General features: G+C 58.7%; 18 protein-coding genes. 17 read left to right on the top strand and 1 reads right to left on the bottom strand.

The window, feature by feature from the left end; translation table 11 throughout:
• The first annotated feature begins 80 nt into the window (after window positions 1-80).
• Complete coding sequence (gene rdgB, locus CQ020_RS23425; protein WP_105694239.1) at window positions 81-764, top strand: RdgB/HAM1 family non-canonical purine NTP pyrophosphatase; 684 nt, start codon at window positions 81-83, stop codon at window positions 762-764.
• Window positions 765-1,097: 333 nt separating this feature from the next.
• Here the strand turns inward: rdgB and CQ020_RS23420 are convergent, their stop codons facing one another.
• Window positions 1,098-2,009 carry a LysR family transcriptional regulator gene (locus CQ020_RS23420; protein ID WP_105694238.1) on the bottom strand — a complete coding sequence of 304 codons (912 nt, stop codon included), beginning with the start codon at window positions 2,007-2,009 and terminating at the stop codon, window positions 1,098-1,100.
• Window positions 2,010-2,114: 105 nt separating this feature from the next.
• Between CQ020_RS23420 and CQ020_RS23415 the strand changes: the two genes are divergently transcribed.
• From CQ020_RS23415 to CQ020_RS24385, 16 genes are all read left to right on the top strand, one after another.
• Window positions 2,115-3,038 (top strand): pseudouridine-5'-phosphate glycosidase, encoded by a 924-nt coding sequence (locus tag CQ020_RS23415; RefSeq protein ID WP_105694237.1) that lies wholly within the window; start codon window positions 2,115-2,117, stop codon window positions 3,036-3,038.
• 11 nt (window positions 3,039-3,049) lie between these two features.
• On the top strand, window positions 3,050-3,937 hold the full coding sequence (locus tag CQ020_RS23410) for a carbohydrate kinase family protein (RefSeq protein ID WP_258142178.1): 888 nt from the start codon (window positions 3,050-3,052) through the stop codon (window positions 3,935-3,937).
• Window positions 3,938-4,034: 97 nt separating this feature from the next.
• Entirely contained in the window at window positions 4,035-5,450 is a 1,416-nt protein-coding gene (locus CQ020_RS23405) for an MFS transporter (RefSeq protein WP_105694236.1), read from the top strand.
• A 62-nt stretch (window positions 5,451-5,512) separates the two neighbouring features.
• Window positions 5,513-6,214: a DUF1097 domain-containing protein gene (locus CQ020_RS23400; RefSeq protein WP_105694235.1), complete on the top strand. Its 702-nt coding sequence runs from the start codon at window positions 5,513-5,515 to the stop codon at window positions 6,212-6,214.
• 90 nt (window positions 6,215-6,304) lie between these two features.
• Complete coding sequence (locus CQ020_RS23395; protein WP_105694234.1) at window positions 6,305-7,228, top strand: pseudouridine-5'-phosphate glycosidase; 924 nt, start codon at window positions 6,305-6,307, stop codon at window positions 7,226-7,228.
• An 11-nt stretch (window positions 7,229-7,239) separates the two neighbouring features.
• Window positions 7,240-8,127, top strand: a complete 888-nt coding sequence (locus tag CQ020_RS23390; RefSeq protein ID WP_258142178.1) for a carbohydrate kinase family protein — start codon at window positions 7,240-7,242, stop codon at window positions 8,125-8,127.
• Window positions 8,128-8,250: 123 nt separating this feature from the next.
• The gene (hydA, locus tag CQ020_RS23385) at window positions 8,251-9,672 is read left to right on the top strand and encodes a dihydropyrimidinase (protein WP_105694232.1); all 1,422 of its coding nucleotides are present in this window, start codon (window positions 8,251-8,253) and stop codon (window positions 9,670-9,672) included.
• A gap of 8 nt (window positions 9,673-9,680) precedes the next feature.
• Window positions 9,681-10,697 carry a TIGR03842 family LLM class F420-dependent oxidoreductase gene (locus CQ020_RS23380; protein WP_105694231.1) on the top strand — a complete coding sequence of 339 codons (1,017 nt, stop codon included), beginning with the start codon at window positions 9,681-9,683 and terminating at the stop codon, window positions 10,695-10,697.
• Window positions 10,698-10,735: 38 nt separating this feature from the next.
• The gene (locus CQ020_RS23375; RefSeq protein WP_105694230.1) at window positions 10,736-11,983 is read left to right on the top strand and encodes a M20 family metallo-hydrolase; all 1,248 of its coding nucleotides are present in this window, start codon (window positions 10,736-10,738) and stop codon (window positions 11,981-11,983) included.
• A gap of 60 nt (window positions 11,984-12,043) precedes the next feature.
• Complete coding sequence (fgd, locus tag CQ020_RS23370) at window positions 12,044-13,054, top strand: glucose-6-phosphate dehydrogenase (coenzyme-F420) (protein WP_105694229.1); 1,011 nt, start codon at window positions 12,044-12,046, stop codon at window positions 13,052-13,054.
• Between the two features lie 29 nt (window positions 13,055-13,083).
• Window positions 13,084-14,133, top strand: a complete 1,050-nt coding sequence (cofD, locus tag CQ020_RS23365) for a 2-phospho-L-lactate transferase (protein ID WP_105694228.1) — start codon at window positions 13,084-13,086, stop codon at window positions 14,131-14,133.
• A 1-nt stretch (window position 14,134) separates the two neighbouring features.
• Window positions 14,135-14,893, top strand: coding sequence for a coenzyme F420-0:L-glutamate ligase (gene cofE, locus CQ020_RS23360; RefSeq protein WP_105694227.1), 759 nt, complete (start codon window positions 14,135-14,137; stop codon window positions 14,891-14,893).
• Window positions 14,880-15,551, top strand: a complete 672-nt coding sequence (gene cofC / locus CQ020_RS23355) for a 2-phospho-L-lactate guanylyltransferase (protein ID WP_105694226.1) — start codon at window positions 14,880-14,882, stop codon at window positions 15,549-15,551. Before cofE ends, cofC begins: the two co-directional genes overlap by 14 nt.
• A complete protein-coding gene (gene cofG, locus CQ020_RS23350; RefSeq protein ID WP_258142177.1) occupies window positions 15,548-17,974 on the top strand; it encodes a 7,8-didemethyl-8-hydroxy-5-deazariboflavin synthase CofG in 2,427 nt (808 codons plus the stop codon). Before cofC ends, cofG begins: the two co-directional genes overlap by 4 nt.
• Window positions 17,961-18,770 (top strand): alpha/beta fold hydrolase, encoded by an 810-nt coding sequence (locus tag CQ020_RS23345; protein ID WP_105694225.1) that lies wholly within the window; start codon window positions 17,961-17,963, stop codon window positions 18,768-18,770. Before cofG ends, CQ020_RS23345 begins: the two co-directional genes overlap by 14 nt.
• Window positions 18,767-19,441, top strand: coding sequence for an NAD(P)/FAD-dependent oxidoreductase (locus CQ020_RS24385; protein ID WP_219844545.1), 675 nt, complete (start codon window positions 18,767-18,769; stop codon window positions 19,439-19,441). Before CQ020_RS23345 ends, CQ020_RS24385 begins: the two co-directional genes overlap by 4 nt.
• Window positions 19,442-20,486: the final 1,045 nt, after the last annotated feature.

Raw genomic sequence — 20,486 nt, 5'->3', positions numbered from 1 at the left:
TTGGTGACCATCTTCGCCGTCGCCGGTTTGGTGGGTAAGTCGAGGCCACCGGCCGCAAGCGGCATACCGTACGTGAAAGGATGAAAAGACCAGTGGGCCCCCTATCCCCCAGCTCTGAAACCACGCCCCGACTGATCTTGGCTACACGCAATAAAGGCAAGCTGCGCGAACTTCGAAACCTCTTGAGGGGTCATCTCCCTGATCTCGACGTCGACACACAGGTTATCGATGCCGAACAGGCCCACGCCCCGGAAGTCAGCGAAACTGGTGTTACCTTTGCCGAGAACTCCTGGCTGAAGGCATTTGCTGTTGCTCAGGCCACCGGTATTCCAGCAATCGCCGACGATTCGGGGCTCACAGTCGATGTGCTTGGCGGAGCACCAGGCATCCTCTCGGCACGGTGGTGCGGCCGACACGGGGACGACGCCGCGAACCTTCAGCTGCTTCTTGCCCAGCTGTCCGATGTGCCCGATGAACAGCGCGGCGCTGCCCTTGTCTGTGCCGCTACCCTTGCCGTGCCTGGCAGCGACGGCACTGTTTCACGGACAGTACGGCATGGCCGGCTTGCCGGAGTGTTGCTTCGTGGCCCCCATGGAAACGACGGCTTTGGTTACGACCCGATTTTCCGCCCGACGGGTGCGCACCTTAGCTGCGCAGAGCTGACGCCGGAACAAAAGAGCGCCATCAGCCATCGCGGCCAAGCGTTCAGAGCGCTCCTGCCGTCAATTGTAGAAGCGCTCATGACACCGAAGAACCAACTCTGAGAACCATTACAGAAAGAGGGGTGGCACTGGTGCTCAGTGCCACCCCTTTCTGCAATGCTCCACATCTTCCGCCAGCTAGCTTCGCCCACCGGAAGTGGACCGCCACGGAGCCTGAACGACAGCGTAGCCACCCGCGGGAGGCCGCCGGAGGCAGCGCTCGACCCTCCCGCTCTGACTCCGTCACCCCTGAATACGCACAACAAAGGAAAAGCCGCTGGACTTGACGTCACCATTGCCTGTCTTACTGGTGCTCCGAGCTACGCCGCTGCCAGGCCCGCCGGGAATGAGCCCACACCAGCCGCTAGTTCCAAGTGCCAACAAGTGGTACCCGGCTTACCCATCTTCGGCTTCTGCAAGAGCCGCAGCCTTCAAACGAATGATGTCCAATACCTCCGGAACGATTTCCCGGGGATCCCGTTTCATCCACAGCATCTCCAGCGGTAAGTAGGCGGGAGTCTTCAGCTGTACAGTCCGCAAGCTGTTCGAGAGATGGCTGGCAGCCGATTGAGGAATCAACGAGAAGGCACGATTTTCAGCGATCAGATAGGACCTGGCGCCGGCGATGAGGGGCGGGCCAACAAGAATCAGGGGAGTCAATCCGCTGTCTCGACAGATTTGGATTAGGTAGTCGTAATAGTCTGGGTTCAAATCCCTCGGCCAAAGAAGCAAGGGCAGGTCTCCGAGGTCAGGCAAGCTGATCGATTTACGCCCCGCCAACGGGTGTATGGCACTTATCGCCACCAAAACTGGTTCGTGAACCAGCGTTTGCTTATTAAATCCCGACGGTGTCTCAAGAAACCGTCCGATACCAATGTCACCGCCCTCAGATGCCAGCCGTGATGCGACGCTGCCAGTGTCCACTGGAATGTCCTCGATCGTCAGACTGGGCAATTGCCGCTCAGCCTGGCTGATCACTTCCGGAAGCAGCCGGTTCACAATGCTTGGCGAGGCAATGACCCGCAATGATTTGACGCGCTCGGGAGAAAACATGAGGGCCTTCTCCCCCAACCTCGCCGCCGCCACCATCAGATCTGTCGCGTCCTCGACCAGCGCCTCACCAGCTCTCGTCAGCTGGGCCGACCGGGTGGTCCGCTCGAAAAGCTTAACGCGCAGTGCATGCTCCAGCCGCCGAATCTCCTTACTCACTGTCGGCTGGGAAATGTGCAGTACCTCAGCCCCACGGGCGAAGTGCATCTCCTTCGCGACAGCCAGGAAGATTTCGAGTTGCCTCAATGTGTATTTCATAGACTTAGACTATCAACTATGTCGGAATTGATTCTTGATTGGACAGGATTCAGGCGGGATGCTGAATGAGTCAAGTCACATCCTGTTCAACAGAAGGACCCGGTAATGTCATCCACCCGTACGAATGTTGCTATCCATGTCTCCGATGAGGTGGCCGCGGCTGTTGCCGAGGGGCGTCCTGTCGTTGCCTTGGAATCGACTATTTTCACGCATGGTCTTCCCCGCCCGCGTAATCTTGAGGTCGCGCTGGAGGCCGAAGAGTCCCTCCGCAGCCAGGGAGTGGTGCCGGCGACGATTGGTGTGTTCGCTGGCGTTCCGACGGTTGGTTTGAGCGTTGAGCAAATCACTGCCCTGTCCAATGAGGATTCGGTGACGAAGGTCAGCTTGAGGGACTTGCCGGTAGCGGCGGCGCAGCAGCTTCATGGCGGCACGACCGTTGCCGCGACGGCTTTCCTGGCCCACCGTGCCGGCATCAAGGTCTTCTCGACCGGTGGCCTCGGCGGCGTTCACCACGGAGCGGCGACCAACTTTGACGAGTCCGCTGACATGACCACGTTGGCGCACACGCCCATCATCGTCATCAGCGCCGGTGTCAAGTCCATCCTGGATGTTGCTGCCACCTTGGAGCGCTTCGAAACCCTGAACATTCCGGTTGTGGGCTACAAGACCAAGAAGTACCCAGGCTTCTACGTCGCCGATTCCGGATTCGAAATCGAGTACCAGGCAAACAACGCTGACGAGGTTGCTGCCATCTCCAGCGCCCGCGATGCCCTGCAGATCGACTCGGCCCTCCTGCTCGCCAACCCCGTTGCTGAAGACAAGCAGCTGCCCCCGGCTGAGTTGGACGACATTCTCTCGCGCGCTTGGGAGCAGGCGGAGAAGTCCGGAATCAACGGCAACGACACCACCCCGTTCCTGCTGGACTTCATCCAGCGCGACACCAATGGCCGTAGCCTGACCGTAAACGTCGATGTGTACCGCGGCAACATCGCTCTTGGCGGCGAAGTCGCCACGGCACTTACCCGCTAGTTCCTGGAGATATGACGATGCTAGGTGTAGTCGGAGACCTCGTTGAAGACGTAATCGTGTGGCTCGGTGAGCCGGTACAACACGGCACCGACAGCAAAGTGGAGATCTTCCACACCCGGGGAGGCAGCGGAGCGAACGTTGCAGGCTTCGCCGCCTCCCTGTACCCGACGCGGTTTATCGGGTGCGTGGGAGACGACCATGTTGGCCACTTCCTCGTAGAGGACCTCTCAGCAACCGGGGCGGAAGTCAAAGTCCAGTACCGCGGCCAGTCCGGGACCATTGTGATCCTGATCGACGAAACCGGGGAAAGGACAATGCTTCCGCAACGCGGGGCCTCGCTGCTGCTGCAAAACGTCAGCGACGACTGGCTGGAGGGTTTGGAAATACTGCATGTTCCTGCCTACTCCTTTGACGGAGGACCACTGCAGCACACCGCATGCGACCTGATCCGACGAATGAAACTGCAGGGCGGAAAGGTGTCAGTGGACGCATCATCGACCGGGATGCTGACCCACTACGGGGTTGAAGCTTTCCTGGCCCTGATGGCTGAGCTAAAGCCGGACTTCCTCATCGCCAACGAAAGCGAAGCAGCAATTCTGGGCCTTTCCGAAGCAGGTGCCCCCGGACCGAACCTCAACCGCCTGCCACACACCGTGGTCATCGCCAAAGCCGGTCCCGAACCCACCGTCGTGCACATCCCCGGGCGGGAATCCATCGCCGTCCCCGTCGCGCCGGTCGAAAACATCCGCGACCTCACAGGCGCCGGCGATGCCTTCGCCGCCGGGTTCCTGGCCGGATACCTGCAAAGCGGTCACCTCTGGGAAGCCTGCGTCGTCGGGCACGCCACAGCAGCCAAGGTTCTTGGATCACCAGGAGCCTCCATGGAAAAAGCCCACTAGCAAACCCCCCGGTGCGTGGGAGTTGGCAACTTTCACGCACCTTCAGGGCCTTAATGTGCCCGGTAATTCAAGTCTCTTTGTAAGAAAGGTGGTCCCAATGGTTGCGGCTGCTTCAACCCGATATGTTGACCCCCCCAAGGTTCGCTCCGGAACGCTCATGGTTGCTCTGCTGGCAGCCTGCACGGCGTTCCAACTCAACGCGAGCATGCTCAGCCCCGCGTTGGTGACCATGGCCCGGGAATTTAACGCCGACGAAGTCAGCGTCGGGCTAACCCAAACAGCCTTTTTCACCAGCACGGCCCTCTTTGGCCTCTTCCTTCCACGATGGAGCGACATTGTCGGCCGCCGCAAAGTCATGCTCCTCATGCTGGTAGGAATGACCCTCGGCGCGGCCGCCGCGGCCGTGGCCCCCAACATGGAGACCCTCCTGGTGGCTCGGGCAGCCCAGGGCGTCTCCGGATCGATCATCCCCGTGTGCCTGCTCATGCTGCGCACGGCAGTCACTGATCGGAAGAAATATGGCACGCTAATGGGCGTTGTCGCTGCAGTCAACGGCGGCATCGCAGGTGTTGACGCATTGGCCGGCGGCTTTCTGGCTACCACGTTTGGATTCCGCTCGATCTTCCTGGTGATCACAATCGTCGGAGTGTTGGCGACAGTTCTCGTCTTTGGTTTCGCTCCCGACTCGCGTCCCTCCGCGGGCACCAAAATGGACTGGCGGGGGGTTGTCCCCCTGGTAGCCGCCATTCTGTTCCTGCAGCTGGCCGTCAATGAGACAGGCAAACTAAGCAACGCCAACTGGGCACAAATAGGACTCTTCATCCTCGCCGGACTAGGATTCGGATTCCTGTTTTACAAACTCCAAGGACGCACGGCGCAGCCTTTGGCCTCCCCCGCCATGCTGAAGCGCCGGGCAACTTGGGCCATGGTATTAACCACAGTTCTGACCATGACCGGTATCTTCGCCACCGTCAACGGCGTGGTCATGTCGTTGGCACAAAACGCATCGGCTGGATTCGGCCTGCACGCCGACACGGCTTCCCTGCTCATCCTGACCCCTTACGCCCTGATCGGTTGGATCGTCGGACCCCTCGCGGGGCGTCTGGCTCCGATCATCGGATACCGGACGGTCCTGCGAATCGGCCTGATGGGCAGCGTCGCGGGGATCACCGTGCTGGCGCTCTGGGGAGTGCACTCGCTGCCCGTTCTGGTCGGCGCCACAATCTTCCTCGGCCTGACCTACGCGGGAATGGTCAACATCATGCTCAATGGACTTGGCATAGTCCTGTCGCCGAAGGAAAACCCAGGCTTCCTCCCCGGATTCAACGCATCCGGCTTCGGTCTGGGCGCCGGTCTCAGCTTTGCAATTCTCCCAGCAGTACAGCTTGGCGCCGGAGCCTCTACCCTAAGCGGATATTCCCTGGCGATGCTGGTCGGCGCCGGAATTACCCTCGCAGCTTTCCTCATGTCCCTATTAATCCCCAAACCGGCAAACGCCGAACTCGAAGAGTAGCCACCACTGTGCGGGTTTCCAACTCTGCACCGGATGTGGAAACGCCTCCCAAGGAACAAGAAATGCGATCACCCCTGCCCATGGAAGCCACAGCAACGCTCCTGGCCCTGTCCACGATCCTCATTTCCAGTCCGACGCTCAACCTCCCCACCTGGGGCATCTTCCTAGGCTGGGCCGCCACATCCCTGTGCGGGAAGGCCACCCGGGCGATAATGGGTGCCATCACGCGCACGCTTTTCCTCGGCGCCTGCTGCGCTCTGGCAACGCTGTTGATCCAAGATCTGCTCATGGAACAAACCGCCATGCCGATGCCCGAATGGGCAGCCACAGCCGCTGCCATCCTTCTGATCAATCCCCTGATGATCTTTATGGGTCGCTTCAAAACCTTCGCCGTGGTTCCTGGCATGTTTGTGGGATTCTCGACGGTCCTGGCGACCCACATGGGGGGCTTCGGGTTTGCCCCTGGAAACCCAGGCTCGTCCTTCATCTGCGCCACCGTGATGAACGTCGTGGGCATCGGATTCTCCTGGGCCGGGGCCTACTTTTCGCGCCCCGGTGTCCTTCAAGCCAAAAACCCAAACGCTCCCGATCTCGGAGGGGCCAGCGTCGTGAAGAAACAGCAAGCAGCAGCCAGCTGCGCGGCCGCTGTCTCAGCGGACACGACCGAAACGAGCCAGCGGGGTCCGGGTCCACGACCGGAGCCAGAACGCCAAATACGAACCAAAGACAAAAGCATGATTCACGCGGGGATTAATAGACCTTAGTTATCAATTATGTCCAAATTGATTCTTGTTCATGAGTGTGACCTGGATCATGCTTAACAATCACATCCTGTTCAACAGAAGGACCCGGTAATGTCATCCACCCGTACGAATGTTGCTATCCATGTCTCCGATGAGGTGGCCGCGGCTGTTGCCGAGGGGCGTCCTGTCGTTGCCTTGGAATCGACTATTTTCACGCATGGTCTTCCCCGCCCGCGTAATCTTGAGGTCGCGCTGGAGGCCGAAGAGTCCCTCCGCAGCCAGGGAGTGGTGCCGGCGACGATTGGTGTGTTCGCTGGCGTTCCGACGGTTGGTTTGAGCGTTGAGCAAATCACTGCCCTGTCCAATGAGGATTCGGTGACGAAGGTCAGCTTGAGGGACTTGCCGGTAGCGGCGGCGCAGCAGCTTCATGGCGGCACGACCGTTGCCGCGACGGCTTTCCTGGCCCACCGTGCCGGCATCAAGGTCTTCTCGACCGGTGGCCTCGGCGGCGTTCACCACGGAGCGGCGACCACCTTTGACGAGTCCGCTGACATGACCACGTTGGCGCACACGCCCATCATCGTCATCAGCGCCGGTGTCAAGTCCATCCTGGATGTTGCTGCCACCTTGGAGCGCTTCGAAACCCTGAACATTCCGGTTGTGGGCTACAAGACCAAGAAGTACCCAGGCTTCTACGTCGCCGATTCCGGATTCGAAATCGAGTACCAGGCAAACAACGCTGACGAGGTTGCTGCCATCTCCAGCGCCCGCGATGCCCTGCAGATCGACTCGGCCCTCCTGCTCGCCAACCCCGTTGCTGAAGACAAGCAGCTGCCCCCGGCTGAGTTGGACGACATTCTCTCGCGCGCTTGGGAGCAGGCGGAGAAGTCCGGAATCAACGGCAACGACACCACCCCGTTCCTGCTGGACTTCATCCAGCGCGACACCAATGGCCGTAGCCTGACCGTAAACGTCGATGTGTACCGCGGCAACATCGCTCTTGGCGGCGAAGTCGCCACGGCACTTACCCGCTAGTTCCTGGAGATATGACGATGCTAGGTGTAGTCGGAGACCTCGTTGAAGACGTAATCGTGTGGCTCGGTGAGCCGGTACAACACGGCACCGACAGCAAAGTGGAGATCTTCCACACCCGGGGAGGCAGCGGAGCGAACGTTGCAGGCTTCGCCGCCTCCCTGTACCCGACGCGGTTTATCGGGTGCGTGGGAGACGACCATGTTGGCCACTTCCTCGTAGAGGACCTCTCAGCAACCGGGGCGGAAGTCAAAGTCCAGTACCGCGGCCAGTCCGGGACCATTGTGATCCTGATCGACGAAACCGGGGAAAGGACAATGCTTCCGCAACGCGGGGCCTCGCTGCTGCTGCAAAACGTCAGCGACGACTGGCTGGAGGGTTTGGAAATACTGCATGTTCCTGCCTACTCCTTTGACGGAGGACCACTGCAGCACACCGCATGCGACCTGATCCGACGAATGAAACTGCAGGGCGGAAAGGTGTCAGTGGACGCATCATCGACCGGGATGCTGACCCACTACGGGGTTGAAGCTTTCCTGGCCCTGATGGCTGAGCTAAAGCCGGACTTCCTCATCGCCAACGAAAGCGAAGCAGCAATTCTGGGCCTTTCCGAAGCAGGTGCCCCCGGACCGAACCTCAACCGCCTGCCACACACCGTGGTCATCGCCAAAGCCGGTCCCGAACCCACCGTCGTGCACATCCCCGGGCGGGAATCCATCGCCGTCCCCGTCGCGCCGGTCGAAAACATCCGCGACCTCACAGGCGCCGGCGATGCCTTCGCCGCCGGGTTCCTGGCCGGATACCTGCAAAGCGGTCACCTCTGGGAAGCCTGCGTCGTCGGGCACGCCACAGCAGCCAAGGTTCTTGGATCACCAGGAGCCTCCATGGAAAAAGCCCACTAGCAAACCCCCTAGATCAAAAAGACAGCAAGGCAGGCACCACCGCTTCCGCGCCGGTCCAACAGTCATCGGCACGACGGAGCGTAGTGCCAGCCACCTCAGTTACCACCTGCAGGGAGTATTCGTATGCCAACAACGCTAATATCCGGCGGTACCGTCGTCAGCTCCACTGGCAAAGCCCTTGCCGACGTCCTGATTGATGGCGAAACAATCGTGGCGGTCCTGGCCCCAGGCACCAAGTCTCTTGGCACTGATCTCAAGTCCTCTGTTGATCACTTACTCGATGCCACCGGAAAGTACGTAATACCCGGGGGAATTGATGCCCACACTCACATGGAAATGCCCTTCGGAGGGACAGAAGCAAGCGACACTTTTGAGACGGGGACCCGAGCCGCTGCCTGGGGCGGAACCACCACGATCGTTGACTTCGCAATCCAGCGCCACGGAGAACGGATCATGGATTCCCTTGCGGCCTGGCACGAGCGTGCGGCCGGGCAGTGCGCCGTCGACTACGGGTTCCACCAAATTGTCGGTGACGTAAACGACGACTCCCTTAAGGTGATGGGCAGCTTGGTGGACGAAGGAGTGTCCAGCTACAAGCTGTTCATGGCCTATCCCGGCGTCTTCTACAGTGACGATGCCCAGATATACAAGGCTATGCGCGTGGGCGCCGAAACCGGTCTCATGACGATGATGCACGCGGAGAATGGGCCGGCCATCGACGCCATGGTCGGTGAACTTTTGGCCCAAGGCAAGACTGATCCGTACTACCACGGCGTCGCTCGGGCATGGCAGATGGAAGAAGAAGCGACGCACCGTGCCATCATGTTGGCCAACCTGACCAGCGCTCCTCTCTACGTGGTCCACGTTTCTGCGAAGCAGGCAGTAGAGCAACTCGCCGCAGCGCGCGACAACGGGCAAAACGTCTTCGGTGAAACGTGCCCGCAGTACCTCTACCTCAACCTCGAAGATCAGCTCGGGGCACCAGGTTTCGAGGGAGCCAAATGGGTCTGCTCCACCCCCCTGCGATCCAAACACGAAAATCACCAGGAACACATGTGGCGTGCCCTTCGGACGAATGACCTCCAAATGGTCTCAACAGACCATTGTCCGTTCTGCATGAAAGGCCAAAAGGAGCTAGGTTTGGGCGACTTCTCGAAGATCCCCAACGGAATGGGCACAGTCGAGCACCGGATGGATCTCATGTACCAAGGTGTCGTCAACGGCAAAATTTCCCTGGAACGTTGGGTGGAGATCACCAGCACCACCCCTGCCCGCATGTTCGGCATGTACGGAAAAAAGGGCGTCATCGCGCCGGGAGCCGATGCCGACATCGTGATCTATGACCCTCGGGGGCACACCAGCATCGGGCTGGAGAAGACCCACCACATGCGCGTGGACTATTCGGCGTGGGAGGGCTTTGAAATCGACGGGCACGTCGACACCGTCCTGTCCCGAGGACGGATCATCATCAACGAAAACACCTACCTTGGCGACAAGAACCACGGCGAATACGTACACCGCGCACCCAGCCAGTACCTCATCTAGGAGACCCCATGGAATTTGGAACAGTTTTGCAATGCAACCCGCCTGCGGCCCGCACCATCGCTTTGGCGAAGAAGGCTGAAGAATACGGATTCGACTATGTCTGGACGTTTGATTCGCACCTGCTGTGGCAGGAACCATATGTGCTGTACAGCCAGATCCTCGCTGAAACGCGAAGGATCAAGGTCGGTCCCATGGTCACCAACCCTGCCACTCGTGACTGGACGGTCACCGCATCGCTCTACGCAACGCTCAACCAGATGTATGGCAACCGCACCATCTGCGGCATCGGCCGCGGCGACTCTGCCGTCCGCGTGAGCAACGGCTCACCGACTACCCTCAAGGCTCTTCGCGAATCCATCCACGTCATTCGGGAACTGGCCAACTCCCGGGCCGTCGAGTACAACGGGACCACCCTGCAGTTCCCGTGGAGCCAAGACTCCGAGCTGGAAATCTGGGTCGCAGCGTACGGCCCTATGGCGCTGAAGCTCACTGGTGAAGTCGGTGACGGCTTCATTCTTCAACTGGCGGACCTGGATATCGCCGAATGGATGATCAACACGGTGCGCTCGGCAGCTGCGGCGGCCGGACGCGACCCTATGAGCGTCAAATTCTGCGTCGCGGCACCCATGTATGTAGGAGAGGACTGGGAGCACATGCGGAACCAATGTCGATGGTTTGGCGGCATGGTCGGAAACCACGTTGCCGACATCGTCAACAAATACGGTGCCGGATCCTCCGTTCCGCAGGCTCTGACCGACTATATCGCCGGACGGGAAAGCTACGACTACAACGAGCACGGCCGTGCCGGTAACACCCACACCTCCTTTGTGCCGGACGACATTGTCGACCGGTTCTGTTTGCTGGGGACCGCCGAACAGCACATCGAGAAGCTTGAAAAGTTCAAGGCCTTGGGCGTTACCCAGTTTGCCGGCTACCTCCAACACGACGGGAAGGACGAGACGCTTCGGGCCTACGGCGAGCACATCATTCCTGCGCTCAAAGACCAGGTCCTCGCCCGTCTCTGACGGCACATCCAGCATTTATCCACTATGAGGAGCACCCCTTGAACAATGACGCTTTTCTTTCCGATTTCAGAAGAATGTCTGAAATCGGTGCCACCGAAAATCACGGTGTCGACCGGCAGGCAGCAACACGCGAAGATCAGCAAACTCGGCGGTGGTTTGCCACCAAAGCCCAGGAATTTGGCTGTTCCGTAAAAGTCGATGGCATCGGCAACATGTTCGCTCTTCTTGACTGGACCCCCGGGGCCCCTTATGTCCTCATTGGTTCCCATCTTGACAGCCAACCACTCGCTGGCAGATTCGACGGTGCCTACGGAGTCTTGGCTGCCCTCCACGCGGCCAAGGAACTGAACGAACAAGTCAGGGCAATCCAGGTCTTAGGCGGAAGGCCACCTAAATTCAACCTCGCCGTCGCAAACTGGTTCAATGAGGAAGGATCCCGCTTCGCCCCCTCAATCATGGGCTCGTCGGTGTTTGCAGGCCTTATGGATGAAAAGCAAATGCTCGATGTGAAGGACTCGCAGGGGATCACCGTTCACGACGCTCTCGACGCGATAGGATTCCTCGGCCACGATGAGCGCCCCGAGGTTGCCTCATACGCCGAAATCCATATCGAGCAAGGGCGGATCCTTGAACGCGAAGGCATCTCCTTGGGTGCGGTCGACCGCTCCTGGTACACCCAAAAACTCGAAATTGAAGTGTTGGGAGAGCAATCGCACACCGGAGCCACGGCCATGGCTGACCGGCACGATGCGCTGACAGCAGCAGCCAAAATCATCCTTATGGTCGAAGCGGTCACCCACGACTACGACGAGGAAGCTCTCGTCTCCTCTATCGGGCAGATGTTCGTTGAGCCAAACTCCCCGATCGTTGTGGCCAGACGAGTCAAGCTCGTAGCCGACCTTCGTTCGGACAGCAAAGATATTGTTCAAGGCGCACGGGCAACTCTGTTGGAAAAAATCTCGGCACTGGCCATCGAACATGACATCCACATCAATGTCAGGGACTTCGATATCAGACCTCACCGGTACTACCCCGAGGACGGGCTGATACTGGCCGAAAAAGTCGCCGCCGACCTTGGCATATCGATCCGCCGGATCCAGACAATGGCCGGCCACGACTCGGTCGCCATCAACACCATCGCTCCTACCGTGATGATGTTCATCCCCAGTGTTGACGGCGTCTCGCACTGCGAACGCGAATTTACCAAAGACGAAGACATGCTCACAGGCTTGCGTGCACTCACAGAAGTCGCCCGCCATCTGGTGGAAGGGGCGCTCCATGACTGAGCGCCCGACAACCTGCGATTGCCACGTTCTTCAAGGGCAAATGACGAGAAAGGCCAGCCAATGACCAGGGCGCTGAAACTGGGCTATAAAGCATCAGCAGAGCAATTCGGCCCAAGGGATCTGGTTGAACTTGCCGTCCTCGCAGAGCAAAACGGGATGGACTCAGCCACGGTCAGCGACCATTTCCAGCCATGGCGCCACAAGGGAGGGCATGCGCCCTTCGCACTGGCATGGCTGACGGCGGTTGGGGAACGCACCTCTCGGCTTGAGCTCGGAACCTCAGTCCTTACGCCAACCTATCGTTACAACCCCGCCGTGATCGCCCAGGCTTTTGCCACCATGGCATGCCTCTACCCCGGACGGATCATGTTGGGCATCGGGACAGGCGAGGCACTGAACGAAATCGCAGCCGGACACAAGGGCCCGTGGCCGGATTTCAAAGACCGTTTTGGACGATTGAGGGAAGCCGTTCAGTTCATCCGTGAGCTTTGGAGCGGCCAAGTCGTGAACTTTGAGGGTGAATACTTCGGAGCAAAAGACGCGGTCATTTACGACGTCCCGGATACTGGTATTCCCATCTACATTGCGGCCGGAGGTCCGGTTGTTGCGAAGTATGCCGGACGTGTAGGTGACGGCTTCATCTGTACCTCAGGCAAAGGACTGGATCTCTATACAGAGAAACTGCTGCCAGCCGTGGCAGAAGGCGCAGCACAAGCCGGTCGGGACCACGAAGCCCTTGACCGAATGATCGAGATCAAGATTTCCTATGATCCGGATCCCGAACTTGCTCTTGAGAACACCCGGTTCTGGGCTCCGCTGTCGCTGACGCCGGAGCAAAAGCATTCGATTGGGAGTTCGGCCGAAATGGAAGCCGCAGCAGACAGACTGCCGCTTGACCAGATCGCCAAGCGCTGGATTGTCTCCTCTGATCCGGACCACGCCGTTGAAATGATCAAACCCTACGTCGATGCGGGTTTCAGCCACCTGGTGCTGCACGCACCAGGTCATGACCAAGCCAGATTCCTTAAGTTGTTCGCCGCGGATCTCGCACCGCGTCTGCGGAATCTCTAGCGGCCCACCAGAAAGCATCGGAGGAAGTAGTGAAAATTGTCGTTCTGACAGGTGGGGTGGGCGGAGCCAGGTTCCTTCTTGGTGTCAAGACCGCCTTGGGCTGGCCCGCCTACGGAGAGGGTCCGGCTGAATCATCGGATCATGTCACAGCTGTGGTAAACACCGCCGATGACATCTTTGTGCACGGCCTCCAGGTTTGTCCCGATTTGGACTCCTGCATGTACACGCTCTCAGGCAACGCTGATCACGACCGAGGGTGGGGTCAGCGAGATGAAACCTGGACCGTCGCGGCCGAACTGGATCAGTACGGGGCTGACGCGCCATGGTTCTCTCTAGGTGACAAGGACATCGCCACGCATCTGGTGAGGACCCAGATGCTGGCAGCCGGTAGAACGCTGACTCAAACAACGGAGGTTCTGGCACGCCGGCGCGGAACAGGGGTGCGCCTTCTGCCAATGAGCGACGACCCGGTAACAACAATCGTCGATGTCGATCTGCCTCTGCCGGGGAACGAAGGCAACGACGTCTCGCTCATGGCAACACAAGCGGAAAGCTCCCGGGTATCGCTACATTTCCAGGAATGGTGGGTGCGCTACCGCGCTGCTCTGCCGCCGCGTCGTATCAGCACCCAAGGATCGCGGACTTCATACCCTGCACCTGGAGTGGTGGAAGCGATTGATGACGCCGACCTGATCCTCCTGGCACCGTCCAATCCCGTGGTCTCTATCGGTGCCATCCTCAATGTCCCTGGCATTCCGGAGGCCTTGCGCAAAGCCCAAGCTCCTATCGTCGGGGTCTCACCGATTATCGGAGGAAGGCCCGTCAGAGGCCACGCCGACGCCTGCTTGGCTGCCATAAACGTATCGTGCACTGCTGAAGGAGTCGGAAAGCACTACGGAGCCCGCTCCGAGGGTGGCCTTCTGGACGCGTATTTGGTCGCACCGGGAGACGGTTTCTCCTTCCCCGGGGTCCAAGTCAAGGAAGTCCCTCTGCTTATGACCGATCCGGAGGCTACGGGAGAAATTGTCCGCAGCTGCATCGAGTCGGCCTCTACCGTAGCTCAAATGAGTGGAGTCTAAAATGCTGACTGTCTTTGCCTTGGCAGATATTCCCGAAATCGGGAGCGGCGATGACCTTCAGGCGATCATCGCCCGTTCAGCGGGTAACCAGCTTCAGGACGGTGACATCCTCGCCATCACAAGCAAAGTTGTGTCCAAGGCGGAAGGGCGAATCGTTGCCTCCGCGGATAGAGAAGCCGCTATCACTACTGAGACAGTCCGGATCGTGGCAACGAAAACCCACGCATCCGGCCAGACCCGGATCGTAGAAAACCGTCTTGGCATTGTCGGTGCAGCGGCCGGGGTCGACGCCTCAAATACACCCGAGGGAACTGTCCTCCTGCTCCCAACTGACCCCGACGCTTCAGCCGCCCGGATACGGCGAGGCCTGGAGGGGGTCTTCAATATCCGTTTGGGGGTCATCATTACAGACACTCTGGGCAGAGCGTGGCGCGAAGGGCAGACCGATGTCGCCATCGGCGGCAGCGGTGTTCGCTTGCTGACTGACCTACGAGGAACTCTCGATGGCCACGGCCGAACGCTTGATGTGACTGCACCAGCGGTCGGCGATGAAATTGCGGGCGCGGCAGAACTCGTCAAGGGCAAAAGCGCCGGTTTGCCGGTGGCTGTCATCCGGGGTCTGGCGCACCTTCTGGATCCAGCGGCCCCTGGTGCCCGTGTACTGATTCGAGACCCCGAAGCGGACATGTTTCGACTCGGAACTGACGAAGCATGGGCCCAAGGCTACGAAGAAGGCAGAGCAAACCATGCCAATAAGTAATTCCTCCCGGCAGGGACGCCATGCCTCCTTGGCCAGTAACTGGACAATCGTTATTCCCGTCAAGGGAACCTCCAACGCCAAATCCCGTCTGAACGCCACCCCCAAATTGGCCTCAGCCATTGCCCTCGATACTGTAAGCATTGCTTTAGAGGTTGCCAGAGTCTTTGTAGTGACCACGCCTGCGGCCAGGCCTCTTTACGAACATCTCGGGGCACAATTCGTAGAAGATCCAAGCCAAGGCTTGAATGCGGCAATCGATGCGGGGCTCAAAGTCTGCCCGCCCGGACCGGTAGCGATCATGTTGGGCGACTTGCCGGCCCTTACGGCAAGTGAGCTGACCGCTGCTTTGGCCCAAGCCGGGCAGCTGAAGCAAGCCATGGTCTCTGATACTGAGGGAACTGGGACTGTCCTTCTGACTGCGTCCGGGTCCAAACTTCATCGACCGTCCTTTGGCGCTCGTTCACGCCTCATGCACCAAGCCCTGGGTTACAGGGAACTTAGTGTGCACCCGTATTCAGGTCTCCGCCGCGACGTCGACACACTGGAGCATCTGCAGGAATTGATGGTGACCCGCCGGCTCGGTCCCCGCACGACGGAAATCGCAGCGATCGCTCACACAGGTTTCCATGGTTTGACACCGCAAAGGAAGTCAGCGTGAAGACAGCGCCACTATGCACCACCAAGCAGATCAGGGATGCTCTACAGCGGGTGGAGTCGACCGGAACCATCGACAGGAAAGACGCTGAAATTCTGCTCCATTCCCGCGGAGACGAATTCAACCGGTTACTGCACCTGGCAGGCAGGCTCAGGGATGAAGGTCTCACGGAGGCTGGACGCCCTGGAATCATCACCTACTCAAAGAAGGTTTTCCTGCCGCTGACAAAACTCTGCAGGGACCGGTGCCACTACTGTGTTTTCGTTGAAACGCCTGGTCAACTGGCCTCCAAGGGCGAACCGATGTTCATGGAAGCGGAAGAACTTTTGGACGTCGCCCGGCGCGGGGCCAGCTTCGGCTGCAAGGAAGCTCTGTTCACTCTTGGAGACAGGCCCGAAGACCGCTGGCCCGCAGCGCGCGAGTGGCTGGCACAACGCGGCTACCAAAGCACGCTTGACTACGTAAAAGCGATGGCCGTCCTGGTCCTGGAAGAAACCGGGCTGCTTCCTCATCTAAATCCGGGAGTCATGACATGGGCAGAGATGCAAAAACTTCGCCCTGTCGCTCCTTCCATGGGCATGATGCTGGAAACCACCTCCGTACGGTTGTGGTCCGAAAAGGGCCAACCCCACTACGGTTCGCCGGATAAGGAGCCGAAACTCCGTCTGCGCGTCTTGGATGACGCTGGCCGCTCAAGAATTCCTTTTACAACGGGACTCCTGCTGGGCATCGGCGAAAGCAATGCGGAAAGGGTCGATGCTCTCTTTGAGATCCGCGGGGCCCACGAACGATATGGTCACATTCAGGAAATCATCGTGCAGAATTTTCGCGCGAAGGGCCGGACGGCCATGCGCGACAAACCTGACTTCGCGCTACATGAGTACGCGGCCGTCGTCGCTGTTGCGAGGTTGGTCATGGGGCCAGAAGCAGTCATCCAGGCCCCACCCAACCTGACGGACGAAGCTGAACTCGCTTTGCTGGTGAAGGCCGGGGTTAACGACTGGGGCGGTGTCAGCCCCCTGACTCCAGATCACGTCAACCCGGAGCGCCCGTGGCCAAATCTTACGGCCCTGTCGCAACTCACCCTCGAAACAGGCTACGAATTGCGTGAGCGGCTCACGGCCCACCCGAAATTTGTCGCAGACCCGACGACCTGGATCGACACCCGCTTACACGCCCATGTAAAAGCACTGACCGATCAGCCGAGCCGTCTGGCCAATGAACAAGCCGCTGTCCTAGGCCTGCCTTGGAGGTCCGAAGCACCAAAGACCGGCCAGATCACACCCGACATCTCTTCGATCCTTCGACGGGCCACCCGGAATCCTTCCGGGCTCTCCGACGCAGACTACGTCCAACTCCTGGCTACAGAGCATTCGGACCTTGAAGCGCTCTGCCAGGTAGCTGATGACGTGCGGAAACAAACTGTAGGTGACGACGTCACCTACGTCATCAATAGGAACATCGATGCCTCGATGTTCCTCTCCCAGCTAAAAGGTCCCCCCGCGTCGGGGCCAGCCAGGGAGGACCTTCCGGAAGTCAATCACATCTCAATCCCGGTCCTCACTGGGCTCCTTGATGAGGCAGTCTTACTGGGCGCCACCGAAGTTTGCGTCCAGGGTGCAGTGCACAACGCCGCCGACTACTTGAAACTGATCAGTTCCATCCGTAGTTGTCAGCCCCATATGCACATACACGCCTACCGTCCGTCCGAAATCATGGACGGAGCCGCGAGATTGGGAATCTCAGTTATTGACTTCTTGGAGCAGCTGAAAAGCCGAGGACTCAACAGTGTTCCTGGCACAGGAGCAAAAATCCTGAATGACCGCATACGGAACACACTCAGTGACAAGACTGATCCGCCGGTGAGCGACTGGATAGGCGTAATCACAGCAGCGCACATGATAGGTCTTAAATCGACGGCAACCATGGTCTATGGCCACATCGAGAGCCCGGCCGAACAGATAGAACATCTTAGGACGTTGGTCGCCATCCAAGACCGGACTGGTGGATTCACCGAGTTCATAGCCATGCCCTACCTTCATGCGGAAAATCCCGCTCAACTGCCAGACGCCGCGAGGAAACGACCCGCAGTTCCCGAAACGAGGGCACTTCACGCCGTAGCACGGTTGCTGCTAGACGGCCGCATAGACAACCACCAAACCGCTTGGACGAAACACGGGTTTGCCCTATCCCAGCAACTACTCCAGGGCGGAGCCAACGACTTCGGAGGGCTTCTACTCGATGGACGGCTAAACCCTGAAGCCGGACCCGAAGCGCACCGAACAGTGAGCCCAACCGACGTCGCCCAGCTCTGTTCAGAGATTGGTCGACCCACCCGACAAAGGACCACTAACTACGGCCCTTTCAGCGAGCAGCGCACCCTTTCCGATCCCAACGACCCAGGGTCTTCCCATGGTCACAACTAAGAGCTTGACCGTGGGCCATACACGATTCGTCTGCCACCTCAGTGACAGATCTGACGACGCCCCAGCCATCGTCATGATCCACGGTATCGGAGGCCGAACAGACACTGACTTTCCTTTCCTCTTCCCAATGCTGGCGAGAACTTATACCGTTCTTGCCATCGACCTTGGCGCCGCGGGCGACAGCCGGGACTTGACCTTGGAGGACTTGGGACGGCAAGTCGGTTCAGCCATCGACAGTATCCTTCCACAGCGCCCCATTTTTCTTCTGGGCTACTCCTTGGGAGCCCTCATTGCTGCAACCGTGGCTTCCTCACATACCTCCATTTCGCGTCTGATTCTGATTGCAGGGTGGCTTCACTCCAGCCCCACACACAAGACCTTCGGGAAACTATGGCGGCGCCTGCGCAACGATCAACCTGCTCAAAGGGAATTCGCACGCCTGATCGCCTTGAGCCCAACCTTCATCAACGAATGCAAGCCCGAAGACCTCGCCCAAACGTTCCCGTTTAGTGCAATCCCCATCTCGGAAGCTCACCTGCAGCTCATCGGTTCAGCCGACCTGCGGGAAACTGCTGCACGCATAACGCCCCCCACACTGGTCATCGGCTGCTCCGCTGACGCGCTCTCCGGACTCGAACAATCCGAAGCCCTCGCTGGCGCCATTCCAAACGCCACCTTCGCCGAAATTCCCAGCGGGCACGCAGCAGTAGTAGAACGGCCAGCACAGCTTCTGAGCCTGATCACCGGGTTTCTCCCCACGGCCACACCAGCAAGACACAGCCGGGACCTCACGTGAAAACACCTGGCCATCCACACAGGACAGCGCCATCGCGGGAAACATCCACCTTTGTCGAGGTGCTCATCGTGGGTGCAGGCTTCAGCGGCCTCGGCATGGGCATGCAGCTCAAGAAGACCGGAATGACATCCTTCCTCATCCTTGAGAGAGGACACGACGTCGGCGGGACTTGGCGAGACAACATCTACCCAGGAGTCGCCTGCGACATCCCCTCGCACCTCTACTCGTACTCATTTCACGCCAAACCCGACTGGTCCCGCCATTTCGCGGACGGGCCCGAGATACACCAATATCTCAGGGACTGCGTCCAACAATGGGACTTAACAGCACATCTCCACCTGAATACCGAAGCTCTCGAAATGAAATGGAACTCGAAAAAAGGCAGATGGCAGGTAAAAACCCCCCGAAAGCTCTACGAATGTGAAGTTCTGATCATCGCACCAGGGCGCCTATCAGAACCTAGAGTGCCGGAAATCTCGGGACTAAGTGATTTTCAAGGGGTATCCTTCCATTCAGCGCGCTGGAACGATGACATAAATCTGGAGGGAAAGCGTATAGGTGTGATCGGCTCCGGCGCGTCTGCGATCCAAATCATCCCTCACCTTACCGGAATTGCCCGGAAGCTCGTTGTTTTCCAACGCAGCCCCCCCGTACGTTATGCCGCGAGGTGATCAACAATACAGCGAAGCTGAAAAGCGAACCTTCCAACGCATACCAAGTGCAAGAGAAAGACTCCGATCCCGCCTTTTCTGGCAGGCTGAGATGGGATTTGCGGCACGCGCAAACGTCCCCCTATACCTGGAGCATCTGCGGGCGCGTGCTTTGGAACATCTTCACCAGCAGGTTCCGGACGCCGCCCTCCGCGCAAAGCTAATCCCGGCATATGAAGTCGGATGCAAAAGAATACTCCTCTCAGACACGTTCTACCCCGCTCTGATGAGTCCCAACGTGACAGTTGAGCCGGCTGCCCTCCGCAAAGTATCCGGAACAGCAGCCGTAGCTGCCAACGGTGCCCAACATGATTTGGATGTCCTCGTCTTCGCAACGGGTTTCCACTCCAGCCGTCCACCATTTGCAGGCAGAGTGCTCGGACTCAACGGTAAGAGTCTCTCAGAGCACTGGAAGCAAGGCATGAAAGCGCACCTCTCCACGGTAGTGAGTGACTTTCCCAATATGCTCCTCATTAACTGTCCAAATGCCAGCCTCGGACATAACTCCGCTATTTTCATGATTGAAGCACAAATCGAATACATCAAAAACGTTATCGCTTATCGTAATCAATCTCACAGCAATGTCTTTTCTGTAAGACCTGCAGCGGAAGAGCTTTACACCAAATATATTGATCAACAGGCCATGAGCACGGTATGGACCGGTGGAGGATGTGACAGTTGGTACTTGGATAAAGCAAACAAGCGACTAACACTGCTTTGGCCAGGTTTTGCCTATGAGTTCAAGGAGAGGCTTGCGTGGCTCAATCCTGACGACTTCGTTTGGAACCCGGTCGGACATGACAACGTCTCAAACGAAAAATATCGTGACCCCATTCCTCGGAGCAGTCGAAGGGCCGTTTGCTCCGAACCCTCAGAAATGAAAGAGAACCAAAATGAACACGACAATTCTGGACCCGCGAACCTTGCTGTGGACCGATCTGGACAAGAAGGCAGTTGACACCGTTCGCGTGTTGGCCGCCGACGCCGTGGAGAAGGTCGGCAATGG

Source organism: Arthrobacter sp. MYb23, from assembly GCF_002979775.1.
GTDB lineage: Bacteria > Actinomycetota > Actinomycetes > Actinomycetales > Micrococcaceae > Arthrobacter.
This window is presented reverse-complemented; position numbering and strand designations above follow the sequence as displayed.

Coding starts and splice junctions, on each gene's coding strand:
- CQ020_RS23410 (WP_258142178.1), top strand. CDS start 3,050: ATGACGATGCTAGGTGTAGTCGGAGACCTCGTTGAAGACGTAATCGTG.
- CQ020_RS23405 (WP_105694236.1), top strand. CDS start 4,035: ATGGTTGCGGCTGCTTCAACCCGATATGTTGACCCCCCCAAGGTTCGC.
- CQ020_RS23400 (WP_105694235.1), top strand. CDS start 5,513: ATGCGATCACCCCTGCCCATGGAAGCCACAGCAACGCTCCTGGCCCTG.
- CQ020_RS23390 (WP_258142178.1), top strand. CDS start 7,240: ATGACGATGCTAGGTGTAGTCGGAGACCTCGTTGAAGACGTAATCGTG.
- CQ020_RS23395 (WP_105694234.1), top strand. CDS start 6,305: ATGTCATCCACCCGTACGAATGTTGCTATCCATGTCTCCGATGAGGTG.
- hydA (WP_105694232.1), top strand. CDS start 8,251: ATGCCAACAACGCTAATATCCGGCGGTACCGTCGTCAGCTCCACTGGC.
- CQ020_RS23415 (WP_105694237.1), top strand. CDS start 2,115: ATGTCATCCACCCGTACGAATGTTGCTATCCATGTCTCCGATGAGGTG.
- cofE (WP_105694227.1), top strand. CDS start 14,135: ATGCTGACTGTCTTTGCCTTGGCAGATATTCCCGAAATCGGGAGCGGC.
- cofC (WP_105694226.1), top strand. CDS start 14,880: ATGCCAATAAGTAATTCCTCCCGGCAGGGACGCCATGCCTCCTTGGCC.
- CQ020_RS23380 (WP_105694231.1), top strand. CDS start 9,681: ATGGAATTTGGAACAGTTTTGCAATGCAACCCGCCTGCGGCCCGCACC.
- CQ020_RS23345 (WP_105694225.1), top strand. CDS start 17,961: ATGGTCACAACTAAGAGCTTGACCGTGGGCCATACACGATTCGTCTGC.
- rdgB (WP_105694239.1), top strand. CDS start 81: ATGAAAAGACCAGTGGGCCCCCTATCCCCCAGCTCTGAAACCACGCCC.
- fgd (WP_105694229.1), top strand. CDS start 12,044: ATGACCAGGGCGCTGAAACTGGGCTATAAAGCATCAGCAGAGCAATTC.
- CQ020_RS23420 (WP_105694238.1), bottom strand. CDS start 2,009: ATGAAATACACATTGAGGCAACTCGAAATCTTCCTGGCTGTCGCGAAG.